Origin of the sequence: Chloroflexus islandicus (assembly GCF_001650695.1) — a bacterium.
In the GTDB taxonomy this organism is placed as follows: domain Bacteria; phylum Chloroflexota; class Chloroflexia; order Chloroflexales; family Chloroflexaceae; genus Chloroflexus; species Chloroflexus islandicus.
The window spans coordinates 100389-119728 of record NZ_LWQS01000049.1; the positions used below are offsets into that span (position 1 = coordinate 100389).

Annotated in this window: 15 protein-coding genes; 5 read left to right on the forward strand and 10 right to left on the reverse strand. The window is 61.5% G+C overall.

All coding sequences use genetic code 11. From position 1 onward, the window contains the following. Positions 1–8 precede the first annotated feature (8 nt). Entirely contained in the window at positions 9–947 is a 939-nt protein-coding gene (locus A6A03_RS08955; RefSeq protein ID WP_066786632.1) for a DNA-methyltransferase, read from the forward strand. A gap of 3 nt (positions 948–950) precedes the next feature. Here the strand turns inward: A6A03_RS08955 and A6A03_RS08960 are convergent, their stop codons facing one another. Continuing rightward, on the reverse strand, positions 951–1691 hold the full coding sequence (locus tag A6A03_RS08960; RefSeq protein ID WP_216636345.1) for a hypothetical protein: 741 nt from the start codon (positions 1689–1691) through the stop codon (positions 951–953). Positions 1692–2578: 887 nt separating this feature from the next. On the opposite strand from A6A03_RS08960, the gene arsS reads away from it, so the two are divergent. Both arsS and A6A03_RS08970 read left to right on the forward strand, forming a co-directional pair. Continuing rightward, entirely contained in the window at positions 2579–3601 is a 1023-nt protein-coding gene (gene arsS / locus A6A03_RS08965) for an arsenosugar biosynthesis radical SAM (seleno)protein ArsS (RefSeq protein ID WP_066786634.1), read from the forward strand. Between the two features lie 20 nt (positions 3602–3621). Further along, positions 3622–4293, forward strand: a complete 672-nt coding sequence (locus A6A03_RS08970) for a TIGR04282 family arsenosugar biosynthesis glycosyltransferase (protein ID WP_245668921.1) — start codon at positions 3622–3624, stop codon at positions 4291–4293. Positions 4294–4295: 2 nt separating this feature from the next. On the opposite strand, the gene A6A03_RS08975 is transcribed toward A6A03_RS08970, so the two are convergent. Then, entirely contained in the window at positions 4296–4751 is a 456-nt protein-coding gene (locus A6A03_RS08975) for a GNAT family N-acetyltransferase (protein WP_066786639.1), read from the reverse strand. 136 nt (positions 4752–4887) lie between these two features. Here A6A03_RS08975 and A6A03_RS08980 point away from each other — a divergent pair, with 136 nt between their 5' ends. Beyond that, the gene (locus A6A03_RS08980; RefSeq protein WP_066786642.1) at positions 4888–6126 is read left to right on the forward strand and encodes a multidrug effflux MFS transporter; all 1239 of its coding nucleotides are present in this window, start codon (positions 4888–4890) and stop codon (positions 6124–6126) included. Between the two features lie 162 nt (positions 6127–6288). Here the strand turns inward: A6A03_RS08980 and A6A03_RS08985 are convergent, their stop codons facing one another. The 8 genes from A6A03_RS08985 to A6A03_RS09015 all read right to left on the reverse strand — a co-directional run bounded on the left by A6A03_RS08985 (position 6289) and on the right by A6A03_RS09015 (position 17448). Then, positions 6289–7443: an iron-containing alcohol dehydrogenase gene (locus A6A03_RS08985; RefSeq protein ID WP_066786644.1), complete on the reverse strand. Its 1155-nt coding sequence runs from the start codon at positions 7441–7443 to the stop codon at positions 6289–6291. Positions 7444–8645: 1202 nt separating this feature from the next. After that, positions 8646–8777, reverse strand: a complete 132-nt coding sequence (locus A6A03_RS20985; RefSeq protein ID WP_281181280.1) for a hypothetical protein — start codon at positions 8775–8777, stop codon at positions 8646–8648. 48 nt (positions 8778–8825) lie between these two features. After that, complete coding sequence (locus tag A6A03_RS08990; protein ID WP_216636346.1) at positions 8826–9224, reverse strand: hypothetical protein; 399 nt, start codon at positions 9222–9224, stop codon at positions 8826–8828. Continuing rightward, a complete protein-coding gene (locus tag A6A03_RS08995) occupies positions 9221–10459 on the reverse strand; it encodes an AAA family ATPase (protein WP_066786647.1) in 1239 nt (412 codons plus the stop codon). Before A6A03_RS08995 ends, A6A03_RS08990 begins: the two co-directional genes overlap by 4 nt. Before the next feature lie 1185 nt (positions 10460–11644). Further along, entirely contained in the window at positions 11645–13648 is a 2004-nt protein-coding gene (locus A6A03_RS09000; RefSeq protein WP_066786655.1) for an ABC transporter ATP-binding protein, read from the reverse strand. 86 nt (positions 13649–13734) lie between these two features. Next, positions 13735–14562: an ABC transporter permease gene (locus A6A03_RS09005; protein ID WP_066786658.1), complete on the reverse strand. Its 828-nt coding sequence runs from the start codon at positions 14560–14562 to the stop codon at positions 13735–13737. A 48-nt stretch (positions 14563–14610) separates the two neighbouring features. Beyond that, positions 14611–16230, reverse strand: a complete 1620-nt coding sequence (locus tag A6A03_RS09010; protein WP_066786661.1) for an ABC transporter substrate-binding protein — start codon at positions 16228–16230, stop codon at positions 14611–14613. Positions 16231–16956: 726 nt separating this feature from the next. After that, a complete protein-coding gene (locus A6A03_RS09015) occupies positions 16957–17448 on the reverse strand; it encodes a DUF427 domain-containing protein (RefSeq protein ID WP_066786664.1) in 492 nt (163 codons plus the stop codon). A gap of 514 nt (positions 17449–17962) precedes the next feature. Here A6A03_RS09015 and recA point away from each other — a divergent pair. Next, the gene (recA, locus tag A6A03_RS09020; protein WP_066786667.1) at positions 17963–19018 is read left to right on the forward strand and encodes a recombinase RecA; all 1056 of its coding nucleotides are present in this window, start codon (positions 17963–17965) and stop codon (positions 19016–19018) included. Positions 19019–19340 lie beyond the last annotated feature (322 nt).

Sequence of the window (19340 nt, forward strand, 5' to 3'; positions counted from 1 at the left end):
GGCCGTCGATGATCGATCCGCACGCATACGCACCCGTTCAAGACAGTAAGCATGTTCGCATTGGCGACGCAGTTGTCTACCATGCCGATTGCTTCACGTGGATGCGCGCCGCACCTGCCGAAAGCATCCATGCGATTGTGACCGATCCACCTTATGGATTACGCGAATTTGAGCCAGATCAATTGGCTAAACGGGAACGCGGTCAAGGAGGGGTTTGGCGCATCCCGCCATCGTTTGACGGCCATACCCGCGCACCGTTGCCGCGGTTTACTGCACTGACCGAGGATGATCGCCGGCGATTGGCTGTTTATTTTACTGAGTGGGGCCAACTTGCGCTCAGGCTTCTACGCCCCGGTGGACATCTCTTTATTGCCGCAAATGCGTTACTAGCGCAATTGGTCTTCACTGCCCTGAGCGATGCCGGATTTGAATTTCGCGGCCAGATAATCCGGCTAGTACGCACCTTGCGCGGCGGTGATCGGCCCAAGAATGCCGAAGCAGAGTTTGCTGATGTGTGCTCGTTACCTCGTGGGTGCTACGAACCGTGGGGTTTATTTCGCAAGCCGTTGCCTGCCGGCATGACGGTCAGCGAATGTCTTCGCACCTACCAGACCGGCGGCCTTCGCCGTAATCCCGATGGCACGCCATTCACTGATGTCATTGAGAGCGAGCGCACGCCGCAGCGTGAACGAATGATTGCTAACCACCCTAGTTTGAAGCCGCAATCCTTTTTGCGCCAGATTGTGTATGCTGCTCTTCCCCTCGGTACGGGGGTGGTTCTCGACCCATTTATGGGTTCTGGTTCCACGATCGCGGCTGCATTGGCGGTAGGTTATCCGGCGATTGGCATCGAGCGCAATGAGCAATACTATCAACTAAGCTTGCATGCCATTCCGGCGCTGGCAGATTTGTATCCTATGCAATCAACGCTATTGCTGCAACCGTGATCGTTATTCTCTGTACACCCAATTCTCACGCAATTTTGCCATACCTTGCCGGTTAATCGTGGCGGTGATCGTACGCCGGCTGGTGCTGCTTCGTCCTGAGAATGACCAATCACTTTGCTCAAGTAACGCTGCATAGACGGCTTTGAAGCGAAATGGCGTGTAGTGTATCGTGTGATCACGTTGAGAAGCCGTATGGGTGCTAATCTGAAACACCATCAGCCAGACCGCCTCTAGGTTATGACCTTGCCAGCCTGAAGCATGGCGTGAGGCTTTGATTTCAATGCCTTCACGAGCGTACTGGATGGCATCTTCAGGAAACATACCCTTCGGTATCAAATCTGGATGGCCATTCGGGTAGCGATTTTTAACCAGTTGCGAGCAGTAAAGAGGTAGTCTTGTACTGATAAACTCTCCAACCATGCCACTGATTGTTGCCGGCATCAGCCAGTGCTCCAGATAAGGCAAGGCATGATCCTGCAATTGCTGATTGATAAGCTGCCAAAATGTGAGCCAATCTTGCATTGCATGTCGCACATGGTCAGTAGTAAGTTGGTAGGGCAGGCGACAATGCATGTTGAAGCCAATAGGGTTGAGCGAATGTGCGAATATTGTCATTGCTGTCCTAATGAAGCTGGAGAGGAGGTTATCTATACTTGGTTGTGCGCTATCATCTTGGTAAAGATTTGGTTCAAATGTAGCAGAAAGCCAGCAACGATTGGTTAAGAGTGCTCCATCAAAAATCACTTCCCAATATCTGCATCCGGCTTTGCCTCACTCACTGCCAACGACCGTTCATTCGTTCATTGTGCCATCGCCCTATCTTCAAATTCCTCTCGCTGCCTCATCATTGTAGCGCGGATTGCGGAATACGTTTACTTGCAAGCATTATCGTGGTTGGTCGGACGCAATCGCCACTTCCCCACTTGTCATTGCGAGCCGCCCGCTCGCCGCTTGTCATTGCGAGCCGCGTAGGGGCAATGCGCAGCATTGCCCAGCGCGGCGAAGCAATCCCCCACGCGCACGGGAGCGGACTCTTTCCGCCGCCGGGGGAGATTGCTGTGGGGGCTACGCCCCCTCGCAATGACAATGGTTCCCCCCGCCAGCACGGGAGCGGCCCGCTCAGGCATCCTTCCCGGCGACTCCCTCCCCCAGCGGGGGAGGGCTGGGGTGGGGGCCACGTCTCCCGCTTGCCGGTTGTCATTGCGAGCGAAGCGCAGCGGAGCGAAGCAATCCCCCGCGCGTGCGAGAGCGGGCTCCTTTCCGCCGAAGGGGGAGATTGCGTCGGGGGCTGCGCCCCCTCGCAATGACAATGGTTCCTCCCACGCGCACGGGAGCGGCCCGCTCAGGCATCCTTCCCGGCGACTCCCTCCCCCAGCGGGGGAGGGCTGGGGTGGGGGCATCAGCCCGCGCAGCGGGCTTCGTAACCATAGCCCGGCCCTTTAGGGCCGGGTACCGGACTCTTGCCGCCGCCGGGGGAGATTGCTTCGGTCGGGCGGCACCCAGCAACGCGGGGTGCCGCCACTCCCTCGCAATGACAATCGTTCACCCCTCTTGTCACGGTGGCAATTCCATGCCAATTCGTGGCCAAACTCATTATCTGCTATACTACCAATATTCAAAGGAAAACGAGCATGGCAGCCATCCGCCTGATCCCAACCTTACGCCGGCAAGGCCACCCGCTGGCCGATCCGCTGGCCCAGCAGCAGATACTGGCCAACGTGCCGGCGCCGCCGTTCGCGGACACGTTGGCCGCGTATGGGCTAGGGCCGTTGCGCGCCGGGTCGCGCATTGAGGTGTTGCAGATCAATGTCGGGCGGCGCTGTAACCAAACCTGCCGCCATTGCCACGTCGATGCCGGCCCCGATCGCACCGAGGTCATGCCGCCAGAGATTGTCGCTGCTTGTCTTGATCTGCTCGCCCGCTGGCAGATCCCCGTGCTCGATATTACCGGCGGCGCGCCAGAGATGCATCCTGCCTTCGCCGAGATGGTGCGGCGGGCGCGCGCGTTAGGCTGCCACGTGATCGATCGCTGTAACCTGACGATTGCCCAATTGCCCAATTATCGCTACTTGCCCCGCTTTTTCGCCGAACAACAGGTTGAGATCATCGCCTCGTTGCCCGCTCCCGATCCCGCCGGCACCGATGGCCAACGCGGCGCTGGCGTCTTTGACCAGTCGCTCGCCACCCTGCGCGAATTGAATGCGTTGGGCTATGGCCATCCCGGCAGTGGCTTGCTGCTCAATTTAATCGCTAACCCGACCGGGCCGCATCTGCCTGAACCGCAGGCGACCCTTGAAGCGCGCTGGCGTACCGTGCTGGCCGAGCAGTATGGAATTGTCTTCAACCAGCTCTATACCTTGACCAATATGCCGATCAGCCGCTATCTGGCCTATCTGCACGAGAGCGGCCAACTCGACGACTATATCCAGTTGCTGGTGCAGTCGTTCAATCCGGCGACGGTGGCTGGCTTGATGTGCCGTACGACGCTCTCGGTCGGGTGGGATGGCCGGCTTTACGATTGCGATTTCAACCAGATGCTCGATCTGGCGCTGCCGCAAACAATTGTAGATGTGACGCTGAACGATCTGATCGATCGCGATATTCGCACTGCTGCCCATTGCTACGCATGCACCGCCGCCGCCGGTTCCACCTGAACAGGGGCGATCGGCGCGCCGTGAGCGCGCTGCCCGTCCTCGTGATGATGGCCCGCCGTCCCGAAGCGGGCCGGGTCAAGACGCGCCTGTGCCCGCCGTTAACTCCGGCGCAGGCCGCGACGCTCTATGCCGCGTTTCTGCGTGATCTAGTCGATCTGGTGCGCGTAGTGCCCGGTGTGCAACCGCTGATCGCCTATGCACCGGCTGAGGCGGGTGATTATTTCGCGGCGCTGGCCCCTGCTATCGCCCGCCGTCCGCAAACCGGCGCCGATCTCGGCGAGCGACTGGCTGCGGTGACCGATGCGGTGTTGGGTGAAGGCGCGCCGGCAGTGCTGGTGATCGGCAGCGACAGCCCTAGCTTGCCGCCGGCCCAGATCACCCAAGCCGTTGCTGCGCTGGCTGGCGGCGCTGATCTCGTGCTGGGGCCGGCGGAAGATGGCGGCTACTATTTGGTTGGGTTGCGCCGGCCCGCCCCAGCCTTGTTCACCGAAGTACCCATGAGCACCCCCACCGTACTGCGCGATACCCTCGCCGTCGCCGAGCGATTGGGCCTGCGCACGGCCCTCATCGATCCGTGGTACGACATTGACACCATCGCCGATCTGCACCGGTTGCGCGCCGATCCGGCCCCGCTGCGCCATACCCGGCCCGTGTTGGCAGCGGTGCTGGCCAGCTTGGCAGAGGAACGCTAGCCTCACCCCACCGCTATCCGCACCCGCGGTACGGGCCGGTTCCACTCCGAGATGCGCTCGCCAATCACCACGCCACCCATACGGAGGTAGAAACCGAGCGCATTGGGATCAGCGTCCAGCTCGATCTGCGCGCTGCCACGCTCGCGGCATACAGCGATGGCGTAGCGCAAGAGCAGCTTACCAACGCCGCAACCAATCCATGCCGGCGTCACCCATAGGTCTTCAAGGATGGCTGGGGTCTGTTCGATCAGTAGCCGGCCCCAGCCGATCGGGATTGTTTCAGAGCGGGCCACAAACACCACATCACGCTCGATCGCCGTTGGGGTGATGATCGGCGTCGCCGCCCACGCCTCGATCAGGTGGCTGGGATAGCCCCAATGGCTCTTGGCTGCAATCGCGATCTGTTGCAGGGCAGCGGCTTCGGCGGGTTGGGCGCGGGTGATGATGATTGATGGCATAACGATCCTTTTGCAGTGATGATTGACTTGTCAAAAATCTTGAAAACGGCGATAATGAGGCGGCGAAACCGGTGTGCCGGCGGTAGGACACCTGCCGCACACCATGACGACAAGACATTGTACTGCACAGGTGTCTATGCCAACCGAATCCAGCCAACCCGGCCCGCGCATGGGCGAATTTGTGGCCATGATGGCGCTGATGACCTCACTGGTGGCGCTGTCGATCGATGTGATGCTGCCGGCGCTGGCCCAGATCGGCGCCGATCTCGGCGTCCAGCACGAGAATGCCAACCAGTTGGTGGTGACGATGGTCTTTTTGGGGTTGGCGATCGGCCAACTGCTCTATGGGCCGCTTTCGGATAGCATCGGGCGCAAGCCGGCCATCTACCTCGGCTTTGCCCTCTTTTTTGCCGGATCGCTGCTCGCGATCGCGGCTGTCAACTTTCCGATGATGCTGGCCGGACGGTTGCTGCAAGGGTTGGGGGTGGCCGGGCCGCGCGGCGTGTCGATGGCGTTGATCCGCGATCGGTTTGCCGGGAGGGCAATGGCGCGGGTGATGTCGTTTATCATGGCCGTGTTCATTATTGTGCCGATCGTTGCGCCGGCGCTAGGGCAGGCGATCTTGCTCGTGGCGGCGTGGCGAGCGATCTTTGTTGTCCTGTTGCTGTTAGGGATGGTGGCGCTGATCTGGTTCGGGTCACGCCAACCCGAAACCCTGCCCGCCGGACGGCGCGCGCCGTTGTCAGTGACGCGCATTGGGCTTGCCTTCCGCGAAGTGCTCAGCCACCGGATTGCCCTCGGCTACACGCTCATGGCCGGCGTGGTAGCCGCCGTCTTGCAGAGCTATCTCAGCTCGGCGCAACAGATCTTTCAGCTTCAGTATGGGCTTGGCCCGCTCTTCCCGTTGTTTTTCGCGATCAATGCGCTCGCCATCGGGTTCGCTTCATTCACCAATGGCCGGCTGGTCATGCGTTACGGTATGCGACCGTTGTTGCATGTTGCCCTGTTGGTTCTCGTCGGTGTTACAGTCGTCTTTGTGGGGGTGGCGCTGGCAACCGGCGGCCAGCCGCCGTTGTGGCTCTTGATGGCCTACCTCGTCCCATGCTTCTTCTGCCTTGGCATCCTCTTTGGCAATATGAACGCGATGGCGATGGAGCCGCTCGGCCACATTGCCGGCATTGGTTCGGCGGTGGTTGGCTCGCTCTCAACCTTTGTCGCCATTCCGCTCGGCGCGATCATCGGGCAGGCCTACAACGGCACCGTGACGCCGCTGGCCATCGGCTTTGCCGCGCTGGCGCTCGGCGCGTTGGGGTTGATGCGCTGGGCCGAGCGCGGGCAGATGGCGGCTGCGCCTGACACTGAACCGGTGGTGTGAGCAGCAGAGTTCCGCTGCGCGTGCTGGCAGAGGGCGATGCCCCGCGTTACTTGTGCCAATCAATTCCGCTGTTTTATGGAGCACATACACAAGCAGGGGTCAAACACTCTGGCACTGGCCAGATGAGAGTGCGGCAGGTTGACTGCCGCACTCCATCGTTGTTCACCAGACTTCTTCCAGCATCGCCAACAGCTCTGCTGGCGTCGCCGGACGCGGGTTGTTGAAGATCGCCGGCTCGACGGCAGCCAGCTCGGCCAATTCGGGCAACGCCTCGCGCGGCACGCCAACATCGCGCAGCCGGGTGGGCAAGCCGCAGTCGGCGGTCAGGGTATGCACGGCGGCAATGCCATCGGCGATCACCTCGGCATTACTGCGTCCGCCGACGTTGACCCCCATCGCGCGCGCAATCCGCACATAGCGTTCAGGCGCGACTTCGCTGTTGAAGCGCATCGCCGGCGGCAAAAAGATCGCGTTGGCGGTGCCGTGATGCACCGGGAACTTGCCCCCCACCGCATGCGAGAGGGCATGGACAACGCCAAACAAGCTGTTGCCGCAGGCGATGCCGGCCATGGCTGCGGCCATCAGCAATTGGCTGCGCGCTTCGATGTTCTCGCCGTCATGCACCGCGTCGCGCAAGTGAGTGGCGATCATATCGATCGCCGCCAGCGCCAGACTATCGCTGAAGGGGTTGTTTTCGGTCGAGACGTAGGTCTCAATCGCGTGCGAAAGCGCATCCATACCGGTAGCCGCAGTGAGGCGCGGCGGCAGGGTACGGGTCATCATTGGGTCGAGAATGGCCAGATCAGGGGTGACATAACGACTGACGATACTGATCTTGCGGTGCTCCGCTTCATCGAGAATCACCGCGATCGGGGTCACTTCGCTGCCGGTGCCGGCGGTGGTGGGGATGGCGACCAGCGGTGTCAGCGGTGTCTCGATCACGTTGTAGCCTTCGTAATCCGGGATCGATCCTCCCAGTGTGAGCACGATGCGAACACCTTTCGCGGTATCGATCGGGCTGCCGCCGCCAACGGCAATCAGCAGGTCGGCGCCGGCGGCGCGGGCCTGCTCGGCGGCTTCCGCCACTTTCGCCACCGATGAATTGGCCGGCACATCGTCAAACACGCCAACAATCTCAACGGGGGCAATGCCGGCCTTGATCGGTTCGAGCAAACCGGCTTGCACCACCCCTTTGTCGGCCACAATGAACGCGCGGCGCTGCGGCAACGCATTGCTAATCACTTGCCCCAATTCGGCAGCCAGCCCAATCTGGTAGAGCACACGCGCGCCAAGGCTGAATTCAAAAAAGTCTTGCATCGCCTCGTCCTTTATCTGTCAAAAGAGCACTGCTACGCTCATTATACGACCGGAGGGAAGAGGGGGAACGCCAAGGCGCAAAGCGGGCAAAGGCGCAGAGATTGTTAACGCAAAGACGCGAAGAACGCAGAGGGCGCAGAGAGATGTGGGATGGAGATCGTTCGCTGCGTCCTCTGCGCTCTCGGCGGTAAACACGATCTACCCCTCACCCCCAGCCCCTCTCCCGCTGTGCGGGAGAGGGGCGCTGCTTTCGCGTGCTCAAGCTGTGTCTTGCGCGGAGACAACGCGGCTCCCCCTCTCCCGCCGCAAGGTGGGAGAGGGGGTCGGGAGGCGAGGGCCAGCAGCCCGCGTAGCGGGCTTCGTAACCTTAGCCCGGCCCTTCAGGGCCGGGTACGAGCTGAGGCATCCGTCCCGCTCAAGCGGGAGATTGCTTCGGTCGGGCGCCACCCTGCTGCGCGAGGCGCCGCCACTCCCTCGCAATGACATCTAGGACACGCCAGCGCAACACAAACCCCTCTCCCTACACGTGGGGAGCGGGGCGCTGCGTTATCTCGCTCGATCTCTAGCGCTGCCGAATACCACACTGCACTCCAATCATATCTTTTTTGTGTCTTTTGCGACTTTTTGCGGCTATTCCTCTCGCTCCCTCTCCCCCAGCGGGGGAGGGGCAAGGGGTGGGGCCGTGTGCGTCTCCCCTCCCCCCCATGTCATTGCGAGCCGAGCGAAGCGAGGCGAAGTAATCCCCCGCAAGCACGGGATTAATCCCCTCAGACATAGGTTCCGCCGAAGGGGGAGATTGCTTCGGGCGCTGCGCGCCCTCGCAATGACAGGTCGCGCACGGGAGCCAGCGCTTACTCCCTCCTCTGGCGGGTTGTGGGGCGGACAGAACGTATGAGCGTAATGTAGTTGATGGCGTTGCGATCGCTGGTTCGCCCTCACCCCCAACCCCTCTCCCGCACGGCGGGAGAGGGGCGCTGCTTGCGTGCGCTCAAGCTGTGTCTTGCGCGGAGACGACGCGGCTCCCCCTCTCCCGCGCTAGTGGGAGCGGGGCCGGGGGGTGAGGGCCGACGGCCACACTGCGCTCCAATCATATCTATATTTGTGCCTTTTGCGTCTTTTTGCGGCTATTTCCCCTCGCACCCCCCTCCCTCAGCGGGGGAGGGGGCTAATACAGCTCATTACTCATTGCATAATCCCTCTTATCATTCTAGCCAAACGCGAATACGCCGCTCCAGCTCGCCGATGTCTTCGGGGCAGCGCTGGCGAATGCGCTCGTAGCGGCGCGCTGCCTCTTGCCCTAACGTGCGCCTCCCGCCACCCGGTTCATCGCTCACGCCACGCTGGCGCGCAAGCTGGTCAAAATAGCGTTCTTTTGGGTTTAGCTAAGCACGAATGCTTGCCCACGACCATCCATCGAGCAGGTCGTGACCGGCTAACAGCCAGACCTCAATCTCTTGCCAAGCATGCTCAGCCAGAAACAGCCGTGACTCAGGCAGCAGCGCTTGCGCAGTGCGCTCAAGTTCATCTAGTCGCTGTCGGCGATGTTCGTCGCCATCACGGTCAACGCAGAGCAAAAAGAGATCAACCATTCCCTTATAGCGATCAATAATCTCACCGATCCGCTCGGCTTTCAGTGCTTCACCGATACCGCCGAGCAATGGATCGCGGCAAACGACGATACGGGCGCGTGGTCGTCCAATCGCCGCCATCATCGCAGTCACTAATGGTTGCAAAATATACTGATCTTTCCGAAAGTCTTCTGGAATAACCAGCACTCTCATCGCGCTTCCTCAGCCATCAAAGTGACCGCGTCTTCTAACCATCCCGACTCATGGAGACGCGCGAGATCGTGTTGGTCAATGACGCGCTGCGCTTCGGGAATGTCGCGGAGCCGGATGATACGGGCATCAGCTTGATCGGCTAGCCGATACGTGAGCGTGATGTGTTGGCGCGTTTCCGCGCTTGCAAGTCGCAGCACTTGCGGCGAGTGCGTGCTGGCGACCACTTGAAGCTGGCCTTGTTTGGTCTGGCGTTCAATAAGCTGGAGCAGCAGATGAAGACGGGTAGGGTGCAGACCATTGTCAAGTTCTTCAAAAAAGTAGAATCGAGCTGGTTTCGGGCCGAGCAAGGCGGCCAGCATGCCAAGAAAGCGCAACGTCCCGTCCGACGCGCTGTAGGCGCTGACCTGAGCGCCGTTTTCCTCGACAAGGCTGACCAAAATTCGCCCAATTTGGTCGGATGGGAAGGCGAAGTCAACCGCATCCATCGGCGTCAATTCTCTGAGCCATGCCCGCAAGGTTTCTTTACGCTGAGGATCAGCGCACATAGCGTACAGCACAGCGGAAAGGTTCTCACCTTGATCACCGAGGACGAGTTGGCCCGGAAATGACGCTTGCCGCATCGCCTGCGGATTCAAATCCAGAAAACGCATGTCAGCGAGCGTGTCTAGACCCAACTGGAGCTGCTCGCGCACTGCTGAGGTTACTTTTGGGTGATCAACGCACTGGGCCAGAATCGTTTGATGACGAGAGAGCGTTTGGGTAGGCGTCCGGCCAAGGCCGGCCTTGCGCACGCGCACCCGGATATGGGCCGGATCATGAGGCGCCACTGGCTCTGATTCAAATAGATACTCGTCGTTAACTGCCAAACGCTCAGATGTGACGAGAGGCAACTGGTTTTGCAAGGCCACCTCAATGCGATACGTCATGGTTTGCGTATCGCTTTTCCCCGGTATGGAAAACGTCACTTCCAACCCAAATTGCTGCGCGCCAAACGCAGCAATCTCGCGCGTGCCGCCGCGGATGCCGCGCCATTGCAATACCCCGCCTTCACCATACTTCTCGCCGATAATCTCGGCAAGGCTGTACCCGCGCCCAACCCCGTGGAGAAAGCGGAATGCGTCGCGGAGGTTGCTTTTCCCGCTCGCATTGGCGCCAACAATCAACGTGAACGGGCCAAGGTGGAGCGTGCTCTGCCGAAAGTTTTTGAAGGCGGTGAGGCTCAGGCGCTGGATCATGCACAGCTCCTCACAGGGGCTTTAACAGGCTGATCTTCGATGATTGAGATTATAGCATGGTTGGACAGATAGCCGGCTCCGCAGAGGGTTAACGCCAAGGCGCAAAGCGGGCAAAGGCGCAGAGATTGTTAGCGCAAAGACGCGAAGAACGCAGAGGGCGCAGAGAGATGTGGGATGGTGATCGTTCGCTGCGTCCTCCGCGTCCCGTTAGTCCCCCTCCCCCAGCGGGGGAGGTGGTCAGGGGGTGGGGGCCATCCCCCAGCGGGAGAGGGGGCCGGGGGGTGAGGGCCGACGGCCACACTGCACTCCAATCATATCTTTTTTGTGTCTTTTGCGTCTTTTTGCGGCTATTCCTCTTCCGCCGTGCGGTGGGAGCAGGGGCCGGGAGGCGAGGGCCAGCAGCCCGCGTAGCGGGCTTCGTAACCTTAGCCCGGCCCTTCAGGGCCGGGTACGAGCTGAGGCATCCGTCCCGCTCAAGCGGGAGATTGCTTCGGTCGGGCGCCACCCTGCTGCGCGAGGCGCCGCCACTCCCTCGCAATGACATCTAGGACACGCCAGCGCAACACAAACCCCTCTCCCTACACGTGGGGAGCGGGGCGCTGCGTTATCTCGCTCGATCTCTAGCGCTGCCGAATACCACACAGCGCTCCAATCAGATCTATTTTGTGCCTTTTGCGTCTTTTTGCGGCTATTCCTCTCACCCCCCTCCCCCAGCGGGGGAGGGGCAAGGGGTGGGGGCCATCCCCTCTAGCGGGGGCCGGGGGGTGCGGGCCAACGCCACGCAACGCTCCAATCATATCTTTTTTGTGCCTTTTGCGTCTTTTTGTGGCTATTCCTCTCACACCCCCTCCCCCAGCGGGGGAGGGGGCTGTGCGCGCCTCCACTCCCCCAATGTCATTGCGAGCCGAGCGAAGCGAGGCGAAGCAATCCCCCGCGAGCACGGGATCCGTCCTCTCAGGCATGGGTTCCGCCGAAGGGGGAGATTGCTTCGGGCGCTGCGCGCCCTCGCAATGACAGGTCGCGCACGGGAGCCTGCGCTTACCCCCTCCCCCAGCGGGGGAGGGGCAAGGGGTGGGGGCCATCCCCTCTAGCGGGGAGAGGCGGGGGGTGCGGGCCCACGCCACACCGCGTTCCAATCAGATATGTTTGTGCCTTTTGCGTCTTTTTGTGGCTATTCCTCTCCCGTCACCTACCCATCTGCACAGCGCGCAGCTCCTCTAGTGGGATATGGCAGCGCAGGCGATGACCATCGCCGGCTTCTCGCCACGGTGGTTTCTCGGTGCGGCATATATCGCCGAGCGCGCGCGGGCAGCGTGGCTGAAACGGGCATCCAGTGGCCGGCGCTGGGATCATAGCCTCGGCTTCGCGGAGGCGTATGCCGTGTGGGTTGGTGGCCGCCAGCAAGGCTTCGGTATATGGATGCAGCGGCGGGTTGAGCACTGATGCCACAGGGCCTTCTTCGACGATCTCGCCGCGGTACATCACCACGACATCGTCGGCCAAGTAGCTCACCACTGCCAGATCGTGGGTGATGAACACATAGGTGATGCCGGTGCGCTCTTTGATGCTGGCCAGCACGTTCAATACTGCTGCCTGCACTGAGACATCGAGCGCCGAGACCGCTTCATCCAGCACGAGCAGATCGGGCGTGGCCGCCAGCGCGCGGGCAATCGCCACCCGCTGCTTCTCGCCGCCGCTCAGTTGGTGTGGACGGCGGTTGGCATAGTCGGGCGGTAAGTTCACCAGTCGCAACAGATCAGGTACTCGCTTGGCCGCCGTTGCGCCATCGAGACCTCCCAGCCGGATTAGCGGCCTGATCAGCGCCTCGCTAACAGTCAGGGCCGGGTTGAGCGCCTCTTGCGGGTTTTGCAGCACCATCTGCAAGCGCCGCACCTGTTCGCGCGGTCGTTGTTCGATGCGCGGCGCCAGCGGGATGTCGAGCAATTGGATTTCACCTCCTGACGGCGGGGTCAAGCCGATGAGGCAGCGGGCCAGCGTGGTTTTACCGCTGCCGCTCTCGCCGACGACCCCTAGCGTGCGGTTGCGCTGCACGGTGAGATCGACTCCCGCCAACGCTTGCACCGCCGGCGCAGTTTTGCCGCGCACCGCGTCCACAAGTGACCGGCGTTGCGCAATCGTTTTGGTGAGATGATGCGTCGTCAATAACGGCGCTTTGTCCGGTGCGGCGGTGGCAGGCGCCGGGGCCGGCGGCGCGAGGTCGAAGGTGAGCTGTGACCAGTAATGGCAGCGGGTGGCGTGATCGGGTGCAATCGTAAGCAATGGCGGTCGTTCGCGCCGGCAACGGTCATCGGCCAGCGGGCAACGCGGCGCAAAGACGCAGCCGTCCGGCAGCGCGCCGGGGGCCGGAATGGTTCCTTCGATCGGTTGCAAGGGATGGCTGTCGTAGCGCAGGCCGGGGTGCGGCAGACTGCGCAACAATCCTTGGGTGTAGGGATGGCGCGGCTGTTGGAACAGAGTGCCGGTCGGCGCGATTTCGACCAGCTCGCCGGCGTAGAGCACGGCTGTGCGGGTGGCGATGCGGGCAACAAGGCCAAGGTTATGTGAAATGAAGAGCGACGCCGGCTGTCGCTCGGCAATCAGATCGGCTAGCAAATCAATCACCGCGGCTTCGGTCGTCACATCGAGACTCGTGGTCGGTTCGTCGAGCACCAGCAGGCGCGGCGCGCCGTGCAATGCCATCGCGATCAGCACGCGCTGTTGCATGCCGCCGCTGAGTTCGTGGGGATAGCTGCGCATCACCCGCACCGGGTCAGCGATGTGTACGCGCGCCAACAGCGCAGCAGCTTGCGCTTCAGCAACGGGACGCTTGCCGCCGATCGCTTCGACCAGTTGCTCGCCAATGCGCAGGGTGGGGTTGAGCGCCGCCAGCGGATTTTGTGGCACCAACCGCAGGGATCGCTCCCAGAGCGCGCGCAAGGCTGCCCCTTGCGTTTGGGCGAGATCGAGACCGTCGATCAAGACCCTCCCGGCGCTGATCCGGCCATTCGCCGGCAGCGCGCGCAAGATCGCCAAGCCAAGCGTGCTCTTGCCGCTACCGCTCTCGCCGACGATGCCTACTGTCTCGCCGGCGGCGACGCTCAGGGTTATCTCGCGTAACACCGGCAGCCGTTGCCGGCCAGTGTGGTATTCAACCGCAAGGTTCTCGACCGAGAGGACGGAAGTTGCCATGACTGCTCTTGCCCAATGCAGACCGAAGGGGTGCAAAGATGTTTGCCGGCTCAGCTTCGCTCTGCGCTGTGTGCCTGCTCCACCGCTTATGAGTCGCTGATTGCCCGGCGCACCCCTTCGGCCATCAGATTGACCCCAATCACCAGTAACGCAATCGCGGCTGCCGGGACGTAGAGCGACCACGGCGCGAGCGCGAATTCATTGCGCGCTTCCAGCACCATCAGACCCCAGTCAGGACTGGGCGGTTGCACGCCAACGCCAAGGAAACCGAGCGAGGCGACCAGAAAGATTGCGTAAGAAAAGCGCAGCGCCGCTTCGACCGCCAGCGTTGGCGCCACCAGCGGCAACAACTCGCGCCAGAGAATGTACCCCAGCCGTTCATTGCGCATGCGCGCCGCTTCGATAAAGCCGCGCGATTTCAGCGTCAAGACCACGCTCCGCACCACGCGGGCCACGATCGGGGTATACACCACCACCATCACCAGCAACACGTTCGCGCGTGAAGGGCCGGTGGCGCCAAGCAAGATCAACGCGAGCAAGAGGGCCGGCAGGGCGAGCAAGCCGTCGAACAGGCGAAAGACGGTCTCCTCCAGCCAGCCTCCCAGATACGTAACACTGATCCCGATGAATGCTCCTACGATCACCGCCAAGACGGTGCCGCCGCCGGCCAGCGCCAGAATATCGCGCGCGCCGTAAACGATCCGGCTGAACAGATCGCGGCCCAGCCGGTCGGTGCCAAAGGGGTGGCTCAGCGACGGCGGTTGGCGGATGAGTTCGGCATTCTGCGCAGTCGGGCTATACGGCGCGATCAACGGCCCAAACAGGGCCAGCGCCAGAAAAACAGTCACAATGATCGTTCCAGCCGCGGTTGCCGGATCGGCGAAAAAGGCGCGGCCCAGTCTCTGAACATTCATGGTTCTCGCACGCCGGCAAACACCAAGGTACGTTCGCTCTTGCCCATCTTAGACCGCAATCGTTGCCAGATCGGTGCGGCCCGGAAACGCCTTCGCCACATATCCGCGCAACCCTTCACGGTGGGCGCTGAGTTGAGCAAAGAAATAGGGAATGATAATCGGGCCGCGCTCGATCAAGATCCGTTGTATTTCGCGGTACGCGCGCACCCGCTCGGCTTCATCGAGCGTGGTGCGAGCCGTGGCGGCCAGCGCGTCAAATTCGGCGTCGCTAAAATGGCTTTCGTTCCATACGGCGCCACTCACCAGCATTACATCAAGGTAAAACTGCGGCACCGGGCGCGAACCCCAACCAGTAATGCCCAGATCGACCTCTAGCCAGCCGTTGTCGCCGTAATAGACGCTCTCTGGCTCGACGATCACGTTAATGTCGATCCCGGCTTCCGCCCACTGCTCTTTCAACACCACCGCCAAATCGGGGCGATCGCCCGAATCGGGTACGTGCAGATCGAGTTTCAGCCCGTCAGGATAGCCCGCACTCGCGAGCAACGCGCGCGCTGCCGCCGGATCGCGCGCCGGGAGCGGCGTTGCTTCGGAGTAGTAGGCGCTGAAGAGCGGGCCGATCGGGCTGTCGCGCCCCACTGCGCCCAAACCGGCTTTCACTTGGCGGAAGATCGCTTGGCGGTCGGTAGCCAGCTTGAGGGCGCGGATCACCTCAGGTTTGTTGCCCGGCTCCCGGTCGGCGCGCAACCGCACCAGATCAAACCCGTTGGTCGGCGTCTGCACGGCCACAATTCCCGCTGTCTGTTGCAGGGTTTGGAACAGCGGCGTTGGCATGCGCAGCACCAGATCGACTTGCCCGCCGCGCAGTGCATCAACCGCCGCTGCCTGATCAGCGAAAAAGATGATCTCAAGATTGGCGACCGCTGGCTTGCCGGTTTGGAAATAGGCCGGATTGGCCGCCAGATCAATCCGGTTCTCAGTGCGATACTCGACCACCTTGAAGGGGCCGGTGCCGTTGAAGCTAGTGGCCGGATTCGCCGTGCCGGCCCGGAGGATCAAGGCGTGATTATCGGACAAATCGTAGAGGAAGAACGGATTAGGTGCGGATAGGGTAAAGACGACAGCAGAATCGCCGTCGGCGGCAATCTCGGCGATATTGGCGTAAAGGTCGGCAGTCGGCAATTGCAGTGCGGGATCGCGCAAGCGATTGAATGTCCACACCACATCGGCGGCGGTGAACGGGCTGCCATCGTGGAAGGTGACGCCGCTGGCGAGCGTTAGCCGGTAACGCAAACCATCGTCGCTGATCGTCCATTCGCGGGCAAGGCGCGGAATGACGTTATTGCCGGCATCGATGTCAACCAGATAGTCGTACACGTGATTGAGAATGAGGATTTCGGCGTCTGACGAAGCGAAGGCCGGGTCAAGCTGCACCGGAATTTCGCTCGCCACGCGCAACCTGCCGCTGGGGCCGCTGCTAGCAGGAGCTGGTGCGGCAGTAGGGGCAGGCGCCGGCGCCGTGCCGCCGCAGGCTGCCAGCGCTGTTGCGCCGGCTGACAACCCCAGCGCCAATCCAAGGCGCAGAAACGCGCGGCGGCTCATCCGCCCGGCCAACACCTCAGATCGGGCCATCTGCAACACGTGCAGTTGCTCGTCTGATTGACTCATCGGTTCGTCCTTTCTCTGCAAAACGCGGCTCTCGGCAGGCGCTACCTCCTACGAAAGGGGTACAGACCTGATCTATGGCGTGCGGCAGTCGCACTGCCGCAATGTCTCCCCGGCCATAGCCGTTGAGGAGCGCACAGAACAAGTAGTCGCACCCACCCGTTGATCGCTGTGCAATGCCTCACCGCTCAGCGCTCCGCTCCCCGCTCCCGCGCCAGTGAGAGCGGGGCTGGGGGTGAGGGCATGGGGCCGAATAGCCACAAAGATACGCAAAAGACGCAACAATCGTCCGTTTTTGTGCCTCTTGTGTCTTTTCGTGGCTATTCCACCCGCGCAGTGAGCTAGCCCTCATTCCCCGCCCCTTCTCCCATCTGACGGCGGGAGAAGGGGCGCCGCTGAGTGGACAGGAGAGGCACGGCTCAAGCGGCCCACAGCAGCGCCCTGATCCCGCGCCAGAGGGAGCGGGACTGGGGGTGAGGGCATGGGGCCGAATAGCCACAAAGATACGCAAAAGACGCAACAATCGTCCGTTTTTGTGCCTCTTGTGTCTTTTCGTGGCTGTTCCACCCGCGCAGTGGGCTAGCCCTCATTCCCCGCCCCTTCTCCCACCTGACGGCGGGAGAAGGGGCGCCGCTGAGTGGACAGGAGAGGCACGGCTCAAGCGGCCCACAGCAGCGCCCTGCTCCCGCGCCAGTGGGAGCGGGGCTGGGGGTGCGGGTGAAACAACCTCTACCACCCCCATGTACCGGGGCCGCCCTTAAACGGCCCGACAATATCGCTGGTAATCCAGCCGCCATAAAATCTGCCCGGTTGCGGAGTCACCTGTTCATCATCGACATAGCAGGCATCCATCGGGCCGGCGTAGAAGGCGAGATACCCGCGGATGGGCGCGAAATCAGGCGTGGGTTCAAGGTACGACCACGCCGCTTGCACCGCGCTGCGCTCGCCAACCACCACATCGTAATAAGTAGCGATACCCTTGAATTCGCAAAACGATCGGGCCAGATTAGGGCGCAGGAATTCCATCTGCACATCAGCGGGCGGCACATAGTAGACCGGCGGATGGCTGGTTTCGAGCACCCGAATCGCATGCCGGCTATCGACCAGCGTGATCCCGGCAAAGATCACCCGGATCCGGCGCGAGGTCGGTTCGAGCCGTGGCGGGCGCGGATAGTCCCAGACCGATTCTTGGCCGGGGCCGGGCGGAATGCGTTTGACCATTGTCTTCACCTCTGGCGACAGTGAATACGGCTATCTGCACTATACCATGGTTGTGGGGCAGATTCAGCGAAAAAAAGTACGTTGAAGCATTGCCGTAAAAAACTGTCAGCGTTTTATGGTCTATGCCGCGGCCAGCCTCTTGGCAGCGTGCGCGCGGCGAGGCGGCTCACGCACCAACCCCAGCGCGCATGCAGAGCGAGCCGGCATTTGCCTGATAACCCACTTCCTGCGAGCATGCAGCGTACAGCTTGCCCGCCATTCGTCGCCTATGGCAGATGGCCGGTAGTTGAAAAATGGCGACGAATGGCAGCCATCTGCGCATCGTTTCGCTGTTTGCAGCGGTATACTAATAGGGAGGAAAAAAAGTAGCGCGCCCCTCTTGTCATAGTCGTACACTTGTGCTATTATAGCACATATGTACGGGGCAGGCAACGGCGTTGACAGCGCCCTCCCCATCGAGTAGAGTAGCAAGAGGAGCATACGAGTGGGTACGAATAATGGAGGAGCGCCCGCGATGGCAATCACCCCGGAGAAAGAAAAAGCGCTCGCGGCGGCGATGTCGCAGATCGATCGCAAGTTTGGCAAAGGCTCCATCATGAAGATGGGGGAATTAGGGAACCGGCTGGCCATCGAAGCCATTCCCACCGGTTCGATTGCCCTCGACATTGCGCTGGGCATCGGCGGCGTACCGCGCGGGCGCGTGATCGAGATTTTTGGCCCTGAGAGCAGCGGTAAAACCACGCTGGCCCAACACATCATCGCCGAAGCGCAGAAGATGGGTGGCGTCTGCGCCTTTATTGACGCCGAACACGCCTTTGACCCCGTCTACGCGGCGCGGTGCGGTGTCAATACCAATGATCTGCTGGTATCCCAGCCCGACACTGGTGAGCAGGCGCTTGAGATCTGTGAAATGCTGGTGCGCTCGAATGCGATCGACGTGATCGTTATCGACTCGGTTGCCGCGTTGGTGCCGCGAGCCGAAATCGAAGGCGATATGGGCGATTCGATGCCCGGCATGCAAGCCCGCCTGATGAGCCAAGCGCTGCGCAAGTTGTCCGGCGCGATTAGCAAAAGCCGCACGGTCGTTATCTTTATTAACCAGTTGCGCATGAAGATCGGCGTGATGTTCGGTTCGCCGGAAACGACCACCGGCGGGCAGGCGCTCAAGTTCTACGCCTCGGTGCGGCTTGACATCCGGCGGATCGAGACGCTCAAGCAAGGGCAAGAGGCGATCGGTTCGCGCGTGCGGGTGAAGGTGATCAAGAACAAGGTCGCGCCGCCCTTCCGGCAGGCCGAATTCGATATTCTGGCCAACGAGGGTATCTCGCGCGAAGGCAATATCATCGACATCGGCACCGAGTTGGGCATCATCCGCAAGAGCGGCGCGTGGTTCTATCTCGGTGAAGATCGGCTCGGCCAAGGGCGCGAAAATGTACGCGAGTTCCTCAAGAACAATCCGGCCCTGACCGACGAGATCGAACGCTTGATCAAAGCGCAAGCGTTGACCAATCCGTCGGTGATCGCGCCGAGCGCCGATGTCGGCGACGATGACAGCATCTTTGAAGAGTAACGCCTGCGTTATACACTGCCGGGTGCTGCCGGTGCAAGCTGGCAGCACCCATGTGTTGGCTCATGCCGCCGGTTCCGGGGTGGGCCGGGGGCGATGTGTACGGCAGGCGTTCTGGATGGTGTTGTCGCGGGTGATCACTCGTGCAATAACGTCGCCGTACCCTTCGCCCTGCAAGCTTGAGGGACTAGCAGAACGTGTAGTCGATCATCACCGTTGATCGCTGTGTGATGCCGTAAAGCTCGGTGCTGTGCTCCCCTCTCCCGCGCCAGTGGGAGAAGGGCTAGGGATAAGGGCTAGCAGCCCCGGGCAGCGGGCTTCGTAC